Source organism: Caldinitratiruptor microaerophilus, from assembly GCF_025999835.1.
GTDB lineage: Bacteria > Bacillota > Sulfobacillia > Symbiobacteriales > ZC4RG38 > Caldinitratiruptor > Caldinitratiruptor microaerophilus.
Genome location: NZ_AP025628.1, coordinates 2,979,238 through 2,992,443 on the forward strand (window position 1 = coordinate 2,979,238; position 13,206 = coordinate 2,992,443).

11 protein-coding genes and 2 pseudogenes are annotated in these 13,206 nt (G+C 69.3%); 10 read left to right on the forward strand and 3 right to left on the reverse strand.

Annotated features, from left to right (window positions below):
* The first annotated feature begins 21 nt into the window (after window positions 1-21).
* Window positions 22-708, forward strand: a complete 687-nt coding sequence (locus tag caldi_RS14410; protein WP_264842450.1) for a tetratricopeptide repeat protein — start codon at window positions 22-24, stop codon at window positions 706-708.
* Window positions 709-741: 33 nt separating this feature from the next.
* Here caldi_RS14410 and caldi_RS14415 read toward each other — a convergent pair whose 3' ends face one another.
* Window positions 742-2,991 (reverse strand): stalk domain-containing protein, encoded by a 2,250-nt coding sequence (locus caldi_RS14415; RefSeq protein ID WP_264842451.1) that lies wholly within the window; start codon window positions 2,989-2,991, stop codon window positions 742-744.
* A gap of 57 nt (window positions 2,992-3,048) precedes the next feature.
* A complete protein-coding gene (locus tag caldi_RS14420; RefSeq protein ID WP_264842452.1) occupies window positions 3,049-3,201 on the reverse strand; it encodes a hypothetical protein in 153 nt (50 codons plus the stop codon).
* Window positions 3,202-3,604: 403 nt separating this feature from the next.
* Between caldi_RS14420 and caldi_RS14425 the strand changes: the two genes are divergently transcribed.
* The 6 genes and pseudogenes from caldi_RS14425 to caldi_RS14445 all read left to right on the forward strand — a co-directional run bounded on the left by caldi_RS14425 (window position 3,605) and on the right by caldi_RS14445 (window position 10,256).
* Window positions 3,605-5,314 (forward strand): peptide-binding protein, encoded by a 1,710-nt coding sequence (locus caldi_RS14425; protein WP_264842453.1) that lies wholly within the window; start codon window positions 3,605-3,607, stop codon window positions 5,312-5,314.
* A gap of 93 nt (window positions 5,315-5,407) precedes the next feature.
* On the forward strand, window positions 5,408-6,379 hold the full coding sequence (locus caldi_RS14430; RefSeq protein WP_264842454.1) for an ABC transporter permease: 972 nt from the start codon (window positions 5,408-5,410) through the stop codon (window positions 6,377-6,379).
* Complete coding sequence (gene opp4C / locus caldi_RS14435; protein ID WP_264842455.1) at window positions 6,376-7,305, forward strand: oligopeptide ABC transporter permease; 930 nt, start codon at window positions 6,376-6,378, stop codon at window positions 7,303-7,305. Before caldi_RS14430 ends, opp4C begins: the two co-directional genes overlap by 4 nt.
* A 258-nt stretch (window positions 7,306-7,563) precedes the next feature.
* Entirely contained in the window at window positions 7,564-7,890 is a 327-nt protein-coding gene (locus caldi_RS14440) for a recombinase family protein (protein ID WP_264844819.1), read from the forward strand.
* A 566-nt stretch (window positions 7,891-8,456) separates the two neighbouring features.
* A pseudogene (locus caldi_RS17820) lies at window positions 8,457-8,636 on the forward strand (4a-hydroxytetrahydrobiopterin dehydratase); the annotation flags it as partial.
* A gap of 60 nt (window positions 8,637-8,696) precedes the next feature.
* The gene (locus caldi_RS14445; protein ID WP_264842456.1) at window positions 8,697-10,256 is read left to right on the forward strand and encodes a S1C family serine protease; all 1,560 of its coding nucleotides are present in this window, start codon (window positions 8,697-8,699) and stop codon (window positions 10,254-10,256) included.
* A gap of 438 nt (window positions 10,257-10,694) precedes the next feature.
* Here caldi_RS14445 and caldi_RS14450 read toward each other — a convergent pair whose 3' ends face one another.
* Window positions 10,695-11,216, reverse strand: a complete 522-nt coding sequence (locus caldi_RS14450) for an ATP-binding protein (protein ID WP_264842457.1) — start codon at window positions 11,214-11,216, stop codon at window positions 10,695-10,697.
* Window positions 11,217-11,258: 42 nt separating this feature from the next.
* Here caldi_RS14450 and caldi_RS14455 point away from each other — a divergent pair, with 42 nt between their 5' ends.
* The 3 genes and pseudogenes from caldi_RS14455 to caldi_RS14460 all read left to right on the forward strand — a co-directional run.
* Window positions 11,259-12,716, forward strand: a complete 1,458-nt coding sequence (locus caldi_RS14455) for an IS1634 family transposase (RefSeq protein ID WP_264842458.1) — start codon at window positions 11,259-11,261, stop codon at window positions 12,714-12,716.
* Window positions 12,717-12,752: 36 nt separating this feature from the next.
* Window positions 12,753-12,950, forward strand: coding sequence for a transposase (locus caldi_RS17825; protein WP_406568091.1), 198 nt, complete (start codon window positions 12,753-12,755; stop codon window positions 12,948-12,950).
* Between the two features lie 98 nt (window positions 12,951-13,048).
* Window positions 13,049-13,164: pseudogene (locus caldi_RS14460) on the forward strand (transposase); the annotation flags it as partial.
* Between the last annotated feature and the right edge of the window lie 42 nt (window positions 13,165-13,206).

Consider the following 13,206-nt stretch of genomic DNA (forward strand, 5'->3'; position numbering starts at 1 on the left):
ACCGGGGAGGCGTTGGCGCGCATGAACGCCGGATCGGCCCGGGCGCTCGCGCTGGCGGTCGTCCTCCTCCTGGCGTGGGCGCTTGTCGCGCCCTTCGTAGCTGGCAAGTCTTACGCATCCGATCTGAACTTCCTCCTGGCAGCCGTGTCGGCAACCGCCACGCTGGCAGGCATCGGCTTCGCCCTGTACGGCTGGTTCACCGCGCGGGAGCTGCCGAGGCTCGTCGACGAGAAACTCGACGAGCGAGCCCGCCGGATCGAGGAGGCGCTGAGCAGCAAGCTGTACAGGCAGCAGGAAGCCCTGCAGAAGCTCATCGCCGCCTACGGGGTCCGAGACGTGGATCAACGAATCGCCCTCGTGAAACAGGCGCTGGACGTGGACCCGACGGTCTACAACGGTTGGGTGACACTGGGTCACGCCTTCCTGGAGAAGGGCGACCCCGCCGCTGCCGAGGAGTGCTTCCGAAGGGACCTCCAGTTCCATCCGTCAAACTACCAGGCGATGTGTGACCTCGCCGCGCTGCACGCCGGCCAGTCCGAGTGGCTCGCGGCCCTGAGCTGGCTGAAGGAGGCGATCCGGGTCAATCCGGGGACGTGGGAGCAAATCGAGAGGGATCCGCGCCTGGAACCCCTGAGAACACACCGGCGAGAAGACTACGACCGCGTGATCGCCGAGGCCCTCCGAACGGCGGGCGCCGGCAAACACTGAGGCCCCGGGTGAGCGCCCGGGGCCTTCTCGCGGTCACGGCTGGGTCTCGTCCAGGCGGTACAGGTCGTACCGGTTCATGATGTCGATGAGCTTCTGCGCGTAGCGGGAGTCGGTGGCGTATCCGGAACGGCGCAGCGCCCAGGCGCCCAGGATCGGGTCGGCCGCGACCGCCCGGAAGGGGGCGTAGCGATCGCGTTCCATGAGGAAGCGCCAGTGGTCGTCCCAGCTCTCCTCCAGGGTGTTGTAGGCACGGAAGCGGTCGTCGACCCGGTACGCCACCCCGTTGTATTCCTCCCAGGTGTTGCTCACCACCGAGCCGGCCGGACCCTCGCCCTTGATGCCGAAGAGGTTGTACGAAAACCGCCCCGTGTACTTGTCGACGGGGACGTACTGCCCGTAGCCCGTCTCCAGGGCGGCCTGGGCCACCTGCAGGGCGGCGGACATCCCGGTCCGCTCGCGGACCCGGAGCGCCCACTCGCTGACCATGTCGAGGAACCGGTCCCTGGGCGCGGCGGGCCGGGGCCCGTACAGGGTGCCGGTGTAGACCCGGACGGGGATCGCCTCGCTCGCCAGGGTCCCGCCCTGCGGGGTGGTGGCGACGGCTTCCAGGAGCCACTCTCCGTCCTGGCCGGGGGCGGGGCTCCAGCGGTAGGTGGCCGCCAGGTCCGTCCCGCGGGCCAGGTTGACCGCCCCCCCTCCCTGCGGGCGGCGGAGGCGGAACTCCACGGCGGTGACGGCGACGTTCGCTTCGGCCCGCAGCTCCACCGTCCCGGCGAGGACCTGCCGCGGGCCCACCCCCAGGAGCCGCAGGGTGGGCGCGACCTGCACGGTGACGGCCACCGGCCCGGCCTCCCGGGCCTGCCCCTGCGCGTCCCAGACGGTCAGGTGGATGGTCTGGGCGCCATTCCGCTCAGGGGGCGGGAACCACCGGACACTGGTGTTGCCGCCGGTGGCCTCCCCGAGGACGGTGCCGTCGCCCAGACGGAACTGCGCCCGGGTCACCCCGAAGTTGGCCCGGGCCCGCAGGGTCACCGGTCCGGCGATGGTCTGGCCGGCCTTCACCCCGTCGATGCCCACCCAGGGCTCCATCCGGACCTCGATCGGGATCCCCTGCGAGGGGTAGGCCTTTCCCGTGCGGTCGTAGGCGACGGCGCGCAGGAGCCAGCGGCCGTTGCTCCACACGCCCGGCCACCAGGTGAACGGCGCGTAGGGATCGGCCTCGGCGATCAGGGAGGCGCTGCCCGAGCCCGGGTCGACGAGCTCCCACCGCACGTGCGTGGCCACGAAGCCGAGGTCGGCCGTCAGGGTGACGCTGCCGCCCGTCCCCCGCAGCACCCGCCCCGGCTCGACGCCGCGCACGACCACGGTCGGGTCGGGCGCCACCTCGACCGGCAGCACCTGGCCGGCGACCAGGCGACCGCCGGCGTCGTAGGCTGCGGCCGCCAGGAGGCGCCGCCCGGCGTAGGCGGGGTCGGGCCGCCACGTGTAGGTCGCGTCGAGGTCCGTCCCGCCGGCCAGGAGCGGCCCTCGTCCCGTCTCGGGGTCGAGGAGGAAGAAGCGGAGGGCCGCGGCCGGCACGCCGACCCGGGCCTTCAGGGAGGTCACGCCGGTGATGCGCTGGCCGGGCTGCACGGTGAGGACGGTGAGGGCCGGGGGCGCCGGCGCTGGAGCTTCCGGCCCCGTGCGGATGACGACGGTGCGGCGGCTCCCGTCCCAGTCGACGCTCGCCCCCAGCGCAGTGGCCACGAAGCGGGTGGGCACGAACGTCCGGTCGCCGATGATCCGGGCGGGCACGTCCATGAGGTCGGCGCGGTCACAGGACGGGCTCAGGCAGGCCAGCTTGTTGCCGACCCGGAAACGCACGTACCGGCCGGGTGCCCCGCTCGAGTCCGGTACCATGCCGGACACGGTCCGCGTCGCCCCGTCCCACTCCACCGACGCGCCCAGCGCCTCGAAGATCGCCCGGAACGGGACCAGGGTGCGGCCCTCGACGATCACGGGGGCAGGGTCGAGGGGCAGCTCCCGGCCGTCGACCTCGACCCGGATGGGACCGGCGCCGGAGGCCGGCGACGGGGGGGCGAGGGGTACCCCCGACCCGGCCGGGGCAGACGGCGGTGCCTGGGCGAGGGGTGCCGGCCCCTGTGCGGGCCCGGCCGGCGCCTCAGCCGGGGCGGCGACCGCCACCGGCGGACCGGCGGCGGCGACGGGTGAGGAGGCCGGGAGGAGGACGGTCGAGAGAAAGGCGGTGACGAGAAAGGCGGTCCGGCGACGGGATGCGGCCAACGGGCAGGTCTCCCTCCGGTCGCGTGATCGTGACCTACTTCAATAGACGCAAGGCGATCAGGCGGGGTTTCGGCGCGCCCGGGGGAGCGGGCGGGCCACCGCCCGGACGGGCGCGCCGTCGCCGCCGGCGACCCGCAGGGGAAGCAGCCACGCCTCGACGTCGAGGCCGGCGAGCGGCGCCAGGTCCCGGAGGTTCTCGGCGATCCGCACGCCCCGGGCTGCCGGCGCATGCGGTTGACAGCCTCCGCGTCTTCCGCCCGCACCGGGCGGATGGTGAGTTCGGCCATGGCCAGCCCCCCTGTAGCCGGGACGAAACGGGCCGGGGCGTCGTCACCCGCCCCGGCCTTCAGACTTCGCCCCGGCGGCCTCCCCTTCCTCGCTTGGCCCGGATGGCGGTGGAGACCCGTGTCGCTCCGCGCGGGTCAGCCTCCCCTGGCCCCCGACGCCCCGCGGTTCCTGGGACAATGTGGCACTGGCCACGCGCGGGTGCAGGACTTGTCCGGCAGGTGTCGTACGCGTTCAGTGGCCACCCTCGCACGGAGTCGCCCGGTGACCATCCCGGGCGGCCCTCGGCCGGCCTGTGGCCCGCCTGCAACGAAATGGGGGTCAACTCGTGAAACGCAACCGCATGCGCCTGGTGGGGCCCGCGCTGGCCCTGCTGCTGGCCCTGACGGTCCCGGCCTGTAGCAGCAAGCCGGCCGCTCCGCCTCAGCCACCCGCCACGGCGACCCCGCCCGCCGCCGAGCGCGCCGAGGACCAGCCCAGGGACGGCGGCACCCTGACGTTCGCGTCCCTCGGCGACATCGTGACGCTGAATCCCCTGTTCGCCCAGGACACGGCCTCCGGTGACCTCCAGCAGCTCCTGCTCGCCAGGCTCTACGACCTGAGCCCCGAGGGCAAGCTGGCGGTCACGGAGAACTCGCTCGCCGCCGAGCTTCCCCGGGTCGAGGACGGCGGCCTGAGGTACACCATCAAGCTCAAGGAGACCCCGAGGTGGAGCGACGGGAAACCGGTCACGGCGGACGACGTCGTCTTCACCTTCCAGATGATGGCCAACCCCGAGGTGGGCTCGCCGCTCCTCCCGTACGTTGACAAGGTCAAGGAGATCAAGGCCGTCGATCCCCACACCGTCGAGATCACGATGAAGGAAATCTACGCGCCCTTCGAGCTCACCGCCCTGAACGTGCCGGTCGCGCCCAGGCACGTCCTGGAAGGCGTTGCGCCCAGGGAACTGCAGAACCACCCGTACGGGAAAGATCTGACCCGAACGGTCACCAACGGCCCGTACCGCTGGGCGGAGTGGCAGCAGAACCAGTACCACGTCCTCACCCGGGATCCGAACTTCTGGGGGAAGAAGCCGCACATCGAGAAGGTCGTCTACAAGGTCTACGCCGACGCGCAGACCATGGTCCAGGGGCTTCTCAGCGGGGATGTGGACATGGCCACCGGGATCCCCGTGTCGCTTTTGGGCGCGGTCAAGGCGAAAGAAGGCCTGACGGTCATCGAGCAGCCGGGGCCGTACTACGACTACCTGGGCTTCAACTTCAACGGCGAGAACTTCCCCGGGGGCAAGAGCCCCTTCGCGGGCGTCAAGACCCGGCAGGCGATCGCCTACGCCATCAACCGGAAGGGCATGGTGGACAGCATCCTCCAGGGCCACGGCTCCATCATCAACGGCCCGTTCCTGTCCAGCAGCTGGGCGTACACGCCCGGGTCGGACGTCGACTACCCCTACGATCCGGAAAAGGCGAAGCAGCTCCTGGCCGAAGACGGCTGGAAGCCCGGCCCCGACGGCATTCTCCGGAAGGACGGCCAGCGGTTCGCCTTCACCCTCCAGTACAACGCCGGCAACACCCGCCGCGAGCAGATCGCCGCGGTCGTCCAGCAGAACCTCAAGGACGTGGGGATCGAAGTCAAGATCGAGCCGGTCGAGTGGTCGGCCTGGGTGGAGAAGAACATCAGCCCCGGCAAGTTCCAGGCTGTCCTCCTCGGCTGGCAGCTCACCCCGGACCCGGACGCCGAGCCCATCTTCAGCTCCCGGTACTTCCCGCCCTCCGGCCAGAACATCGGCTGGTACAGGAACGAGAGGGCGGACCGCCTCTGGGTCGAGGGGTACCGGACCACGGACCCGGCGAAGCGGAAGCAGGTCTACGCCGATCTCGCCCGGGAACTCTCCACCGACCTGCCCTACGTCTTCCTCATGCAGCGCAACGAGATCCTGGGCGTCAGCCAGCGGGTGCGCTGGAAGAAGGAGCACGCCCCCGTGCTGTCCCTGCCCTACGGCTACTTCCTGCGCTTCGTCGAGTACTGGGTCACCGACTAGGGCCGCTCCGCCGCCATGCGAACCGTCCGGGGAAGGGGCCAGGCCCCTTCCCCGACTCTCGTGGTAGAACCGGCCACGAAAGGGCGCGATGCCGTGATACCGTTCCTCGTGCGCCGCATCCTCCAGTCGCTCCTGGTCCTCCTCCTCGTCTCGATGGTGACCTTCTCCCTCATCCACGCCGCGCCGGGAGGGCCCGTGCAGATCTTCCTCAGGCCCGGCCTGTCCCCCGAACTCGTCCAGGCACAGATACACAACCTGGGCCTGGACCGGCCGCTGCCCGTCCAGTATCTCGAGTGGCTCGGACGGCTCCTCAGGGGCGACTTCGGCACGACCTTCAAGACGGGCACGCCCGTGGGCCAGATCCTGTGGCCGACCCTCAAGAACACGGTCATCCTGATGACCACGGCCTGGGTCCTCACGCTCCTCATCGCCATCCCGTGGGGCATCTACAACAGCACGCGCCCGTACGGGCTCTGGGACACCGTGGCGGCCGTCCTGGGGTACGCGGGCTTCGCCCTGCCGGCCTTCTGGTTCGGCATCATCCTCCAGCAGATCTTCGCCCTCAGACTGGGCGTGCTCCCGCTCTCGGACATGCACACGATCGGCCGGCAGGGCGACCTCCTCGACCTGATCCGTCACATGGTCCTGCCGGTCACCACGCTCGTGGTGATCAACCTGGCCGGATACCTGAAGTACGCCCGCGCCAGCATGCTGGAGGTGCTCGGGCAGGACTACATCCGTACCGCGCGCGCCAAGGGCGCCTCCGAACGGCGCGTGATCTTCCGGCACGCGCTCCGCAACGCCCTCATCCCGATCGTGACGGTCCTCGGCCTGGACCTGCCCGGGATCGTCGCCGGCGCCACCCTGACCGAGACGGTGTTCAACTGGCCGGGCATGGGCCGGCTCTTCGTCCAGATGGCCTTCGCCCGGGAGTACCCGGTCCTGATGGCGATCACCGTGGTGACCACTGCCGTCGTGGTCCTCGGCAACCTCCTCGCCGACGTCCTGTACGCCGTCGTCGACCCGAGGGTCCGCCTCGGGGTCCGGGGGACGGAGCCGGCGTGAGCACTCCGGTCGCGGGCTTGCCGCATCCCGACGGCGCGTTCGGCCTCCCGGCGGGGGCCTGGCGGCGGTTCGCCCGCAACCCGCTCGCGGTGGCGGGGGCCGCCGTGCTGCTGATCTTCATCGTGCTCGCGCTGGTCGCCCCGTACATCAGCCCGCACGACCCCGCGGCGGTCGACCTGCTGAACGTGAACGCCCCGCCGAGCCGCGCTCACCCCCTGGGCACCGACCCGATCGGCCGCGACATCCTGTCACGGCTCCTGTACGGCGCGCGCATCTCGCTCCTGGTGGGCTTCACGGTCGCCGCCGGCGCCGTGACCGTCGGGTCGCTGGTAGGGGCCGTGGCCGGGTACTTCGGCGGCTGGGCCGACACGGTGCTCATGCGGCTCGTCGACGTGATGCTCTCCTACCCCTCCCTGTTCCTCAACATCCTGGTGCTGGTCCTCTTCGGCGGCGACTTCAAGTACCTCGTGCTCATCCTCATCCTCAACAGCTGGATGGGCGTGGCGCGCCTGGTGCGCGCCTCGTTCCTGCAACTGCGCGAGATGCCTTACGTCGAAGCGGCCCGGGCCATCGGCGTTCCGACGTGGAGGATCATGTTGCGGCACCTGCTGCCCGGCGCCAGCGCCCCCATCATCGTCTACGGCACGCTCATGGTCGGCACCGCCATCCTCGTGGAGTCCGCCCTGTCCTTCCTCGGCCTCGGGGTCCAGCCGCCCCAGACCAGCTGGGGGCAGATGCTCTTCAAGGCCCAGGAGTACATGCTCACGAACCCGTGGCTGGCGGTGTATCCCGGCCTGTGCATCTTCCTGACCGTGCTGGCGGTGAACTTCGTGGGCGACGGGATCCGCGACGCCCTCGACCCCCGCCAGCCGGCGCGGATCCCGCGCAGGAGGATGGCCCTTTGGCGCGCCCGCCTCTCAAGGTGAGGCCAGCGGCGGGCCGGGCGTCGATCGAGTAGGCGCCCGGGTCACTCCGGAGCCTCTCACAAGGCCTAGACTTCGGTCGAACTGCTGGTTGGCAGCTTATGGGTAGCGGGCGAGGAAGCATGTAACCGCCACCAGGGCTGGTGTGTCGTGCTGCACGCGGCCGCCAGCGTGGTTCCGCTGCCGGCGGGGATGATCCTTCGGGCGCCCTCGTGAGGGGAGGACCGTAATATTCGCTGCCGCCGATCCCCGTCCCAAGTCCTGCGGGCCTTCGCCAAGGCATCGGGATGGGAAGTCCATTGCGAGTATGTGGACCAGGCGCCGGCCAACGACCTGCTGCACCGCTCAGAGTGGCGGCGGCGGCTGCAAGACGCGGCCCCGCGGCGCTTCAGTCCGGTCCCGGTGTTCAAGCCGGACCGGGCCTTCCGGTTGGTCAACCACATGCACGACACCCTGGCGGCGTGCGAGCCCCTGGGGAGCGGGTTCCGGTCGGTGCACGAGGGGATCGACACCCAGTCGGCCCTGGGCAGGCTGCTGATGAACCTGCTGGCCTCCCTGGGCCGGTTCGAAGTTGAGCTGATCAGCTAACGAGTAGGCGCGGGCATGCAGCGAGCGCGCCGGCAGGGCGAACGCATCGGGCGGCCCCGATCCCTGGACCGGTCACAGGCCGCAGCCCGGTGGCCCGCCCTACGGGATGAGCTGCTGGTGGGGCGGCTGAGCGCACGCCACGCCGCCTGCCGACTGGACGTGGGGGCGGCCACGGTATACCGCAGCTGGCCGCCGACCGTGAGGGTCAGACGGAGCATAAGGCGTTCCGAAACGGGAGTGCCGTGGAGGGGCCTGAGATGGTGCTTCCCACTGACCCCTGATGATCCGTTGCGTGGAGTCACCTCTGAACGGGGTGAATAGGGCCGTGGCAAAGGGACTGAGGCCGATTTTTTCCATACGCTGCCAGCCCGGACGAGTTCATCGAAAGCGGGTTCGGAATCGAAGGGTCCACCGACGCGGACGTCCGCGTTGCAGGAGTTCCCAAGCCGGTGCCGTAAGCTACTCCGGTACCCACACGGCCCCAGGGGGCAAGCAGTGCTTCTTGGCGGGGCCGATTTACAAGAACACCTCAAGGCCCTGAGCTGCCCGGAGTACTCGGGAGGCAAGTGGGACTGGCACGACTCATTCCTAGGTTTCCGGATGGGGTGGCCTTCGTGAATCGCACCGCGGAGATCGCCGATACCATGGACCGCCATTCGGACGTCTACCTGCGTTACGGTTCCGTGACCTTCACGTCACTCACCCGCAGCGGAGAGCGCGAATCGGAGAAGGATTTCGAGGTGGCGGTCCGGTGTGAAGTCGTCGCCGTGCAACAATGCCCCTCGCCGGACCAAAGGAGGCCTACCATGTTCAGGTGTCGAGTGCTTCGGACCGCCGTCGCCTCCCTGCTCGGTTTCGTGGTGGTGGCGGCGGGCGCTCCGGCCCGAGGTGCGGCCGAGCCCGTCCACGACGTTTCCGCCGTGGCCGAGGCCGCCCGCGCCTCGGTCGTGGGCATCCTGGTAACTGTTCCGAGTGGCGACCCCGGCGAGCCCCGGAGAGACCATGCGGCCGCCACGGGCTTCGTGTACCGGCCAGGTTACGTGATCACGAACGCCCATGTTGTCAAGGACGCGGTCGAGGTTCAGATCCTCTTTCCGGATCGCTCCGTGACGGTGGTATCGGATGTTTCCCGAAGCGTCTTGCGGGACGAGGTGGCCGACATCGCCGTCATCCGGGTCGACACCCGGGGACTCCACCCGCTGCCCTTCGCTAATTCAGACGCCGTGCGGGTGGGAGAACCGGTGATCGCCATCGGCAACCCCCTGGGCTTCCGCCTAGGGAACACTGTGACGGCTGGGATCCTGAGTGGCGTGGGGCGCGCGGTCGGGACGGGCCTACCGTTTCTCCAACTTGACGCTGCGATCAACCCCGGCAATAGCGGCGGACCCCTGCTCAACCGGGAGGGCAGGGTGATCGGAATCAACTCGGCCAAGATCGCTGACGTGGGCATCGAAGGGCTGGCACTTGCCATCCCGGCCAACCTGGCACGCGAAGTGGCGGACGAACTGATCGCCCGTGGCAAGGTCGAGCGGGTCTGGCTTGGCCTGAGGTTCGTAGAGGGCTGGAAGGCCTACTTCGGCGTGCCCAACGAGGACGGGGTCGAGATCGAGTCCGTGGTTCCCGACGGGCCAGCGGGGCAGGTTGGACTCCGGTCGGGAGACCGGCTCGTGCGGATCGACGGCCGGCCAGTGGGCACCGAGGACGAAATCAACGCCTACCTGCTGCATAGGCGGCCGGGAGAGGCCGTGAGCATCATGGTTCGACGAAAGGGGCAGGTGCTTGAGACCCGGGTGGTCCTGGAAGCCCGGGCCCGCCTTCAGGAGGAAGTACTGCCGCCGCCGGGGCCGGGACGGGGCATCCTCGTCCATCTGACGCCTGCGCAGATCCGGGACGCCGCGGAGTACGGGGAGACACTCATCTGGCAGGGGTTGGACGCCCTTGTAGCCGACTACACGGCGCAGAGCGGGGATGCCGAAGCGGTCCTGTACACTGAGTTCACATACGTGGCACGGCGCGTGCTGTCAGCCCTGTGGGCCACGGGTCAGCATCCCAGCGAAGCGTTCCAGCGGGCCGCGGCTGACGCCATTCGGGGACAGCTCGAGGTCGTGGTCGAGATGACCGGACCTGGCCCCGGCTTCCTGGACGGCGCCTCAGCCGTGCTCCGCCAGGGGGCGCTGGCGGTGCCTGGCCGGGTCGTGCGTGGCCCGGGATACGCCGTGTCGCCGGAGGGGAACAGTGCCACCGGCCAGGTTAGCTTCCGGTTTGACTCGACTGGGCTCGATCCGGCGGGTGAGGTTGACGTCGTGGTGACCCCCCCGCACGGGCGCTCGTACGTCTTCCACTATGCACTCGCCGACCTTCGCTGACAAACCGCGAGCTCCAAAGATGTGAAGCCCCCGGCTGGTGTCAAGGGTCAGCTGATTCCCACGCCTGTGTCATGCAATTCCCCAGGGTCTGTGGATTCCCCCCCCCCGTGTCACGTAATTCCCCACCCAGGGCATCGACGGCGCTGACCCCAAGTGAGCGAACCGGCAGCGGGCCGTTGGCGGAGCGAGGTGCTCAGCCGCCCGGCTCCTGCAGGGGGCGGTTAGGGCCGCTGCCCTTCTGTTTGCCGCCCAGGGAGCCCCGGTGCCGGCGTCAGCCGGCATGCAGGAGTCGGGCAGAAGGCGCCTGCCAGCGCACGTAGCAGGGTCCACGTGCCCGAGTCTGTCTTGGCCCGCCACACCCGTCGTGCTTGCAGGTCCAGCGGCTGGGCCCGGGGGCGGCGATCGGGCAGCTGGCGAGCTCCAAGCCCACCGCATGGGTTAGTCCTCTCCTCGCGCGTGAATGGCCACGCGTTGTGCTTCGGCCGCATACGGGCGGGCCGGCCGGTGCAGGGGGCGGTAGCTCTCCCCGCTCATGAGCACGTGGAGCGAACTGTTGACGAGGCGATCCACCGCCCCTTCGGCCAGAACGGGGGTGGGGAAGAGGGCATACCCCAGTCCTGCGGCGCACGGTTGGAGACGATGATCTGGGAGCGCCGGCGGTAACGCTCGCAGATGAGCTCGTACAGGTCCCTGGGTTTGCGACACGGTGAACTCCCGGAGGCCGAAGTCGTCCAGGCTGAGCAGGTCGGGCTGCAGGTAATGCCGCAGGCGGGCTTCCCAGGTGCCGTCGGCATGGGTGCCCGCGAGGTCGGCCAGGAGCCGGCCGGTTTTCGTGTAGAGCACGTCAAAGCCTTTCAGGCAGGCGGCATGGCCCAGGGCCTGGGCGATGTGGGAGTTGCCGACCCTCCGGGACCGCGACGTCCAGGTCGACGTTGCCCGCTGCGCGCTCGCTATGGTCATCGGCCGCCTCCTCGACCCCCAGAGCAAGCGAGCGACCCACGAGTGGCTCCCCGAGATCTACCTGCCGAACTTGAGACCGGCGTGCCGTCCCTGCAGCACCTCTACCGCACCCTGGACTACCTGGTGGAGGCGAAGGAGCAGCTGGAGGACCACATGTACGGCCAGCTCCGGGACCTCCTGAACCTGCGCCTGAACCTCGTGTTCTACGATGTCACCAGCACCTACTTCGAAGGCGACCACTGCCCGCTGGCCGAGTACGGTTACTCCCGGGACCACCGGCCGGACCGCAAGCAGATCACGATCGGGCTCCTAGTCCTAGTCAGTCCCGAAGGCCTGCCCATCGCCCATGAGGTCTTCCGCGGCGGCACCGTCGACTACACCACGGTCCCCGGTGTGCTCGAGCGGCTGCAGAAGCGCTTCGGCGTCCAAAGCTGCGCCTTCGTGAGCCACCGGGGTACGGTCACCGCCGAGAACCTCCGGCGCCTGCACGAGGCGGGTTCCCCGTACGTCCTCGGCTACCACAAGCGGGGCCGGGCCCTCAGCGACCAGCTCCTGGCCGAACACACCGACCTGGCGGCTTACACCGAAGGGCCCGACGGCCTCCTATACAAGGAGACCCCCCTGGCGACGGACCCCGAAGACGGCTCGCCGCTGCCGGGTACCACCCGCACGCTCCTGTGCTACAACGAGGCCAAAGCCCAGGAAGACCGGGCGCTCCGTGAAGTGGCCCTGGCGGAGGCGGAGGCCGCACTCCGAGACCTGCAGCAGCGCCTGGCCACCCAGGACCGGCGCCGGGGCCGCAAGTTCACCGCCAAGGGCGTGATGCTGCGGGTGGCGGAGATCCTTGGCCACAAGGGTGTGGCGAAGTTCTTCCAGGTGGCGTACGACGGGCGTGAGCTGCGGTTCGAGCGAGACGAAGCGGCCATCGCCAAGGAGACCCTGCGGGACGGCAAGTTCCTGGTGCAGACCAGCGCCGACCTGTCGCCCTGGGACGTGATCCGGGCCTACAAGAACCTGCAGCGGGTGGAGACGGCCTTTCGGGAGCTGAAGGACTTCCTCCGCATCCGCCCTGTCTACCACTGGAACGAACAGCGGGTGCGGGGTCACGTGTTCACCTGCGTGCTGGCATACCTGTTCGAGCAGTGGATGGAGGTGGTCTACACCCGGCACGTGGAGGCCCGACTGGCCGAGGCCGCCCGGACGGCCGATCCGGCCGCCCGGGAGGAGGAGGTTCGCCGGCTGCAGAGCTCCCGGCTGACGGGGCGGCGGATCCTGGACCTTCTGAGCCGGCTGCACGCGACGGCGCAGACCTTCGTGGGGAAGCCGTTCTACGCCGTGACGACCCCAACCCCCCAGGTGGGCCACGTGCTAAAGGTTCTGGACGTCCCACCGCCGTCGGCTCCTTCCGCGTCGAGCCAGCTGCCCCTCACACCACCCCCAGGTTCCCGGGCGCCCCGGGGGCCTAGTACTACTACGTTAGGTCATTCCAAATTCGAATGATAGTCTTGCAGGATTTCCAGAAAATATCGAGCATCCATGAACTACCAGCAAGGCGTTGCCCTTCGCGAGCTCCTGGAACAGTTCCTGGCCCAAATCCTCTTTGCTGTCTGCTCCCGCAACCAGCAACACCAGCGGGGGAGTGTATACGTTCGAGGTCTGCTGCTAGATGGCGAACGCAAGTCCGTGGGAGCCATGGCCGAGAGGATACCCGATGGGAACGAACAGGCCATGTAGCAGTTCGTCAGCCAAAGCACCAGGCCATGTGAGCCCGTCCGAAACGGTTGGCCCAGTACATGGAGCCTCTCTTGCCCAGAGAAGGCGTCTGGGTCGTCGACGAAACGGTTTCCCCAAGAAGGGGAAGCACTCCGTGGGCGTGGCCCGCCAGTACTGTGGCACCCTCGGCAAGGTCGGCAACTGCCAGGTGGCGGTAAGCCTGCACTATGCGACACCGGCCGGGCCTGTTTTCGCCCACGCTATTTGTCGCCGCGTT

Bases quoted from the DNA above. Each gene is read 5' to 3' on its own strand.
- caldi_RS14410 (WP_264842450.1), top strand. From the start codon at position 22: ATGAACGCCGGATCGGCCCGGGCGCTCGCGCTGGCGGTCGTCCTCCTC.
- caldi_RS14445 (WP_264842456.1), top strand. From the start codon at position 8,697: ATGTTCAGGTGTCGAGTGCTTCGGACCGCCGTCGCCTCCCTGCTCGGT.
- caldi_RS14450 (WP_264842457.1), bottom strand. From the start codon at position 11,216: ATGACCATAGCGAGCGCGCAGCGGGCAACGTCGACCTGGACGTCGCGG.
- caldi_RS17825 (WP_406568091.1), top strand. From the start codon at position 12,753: ATGAACTACCAGCAAGGCGTTGCCCTTCGCGAGCTCCTGGAACAGTTC.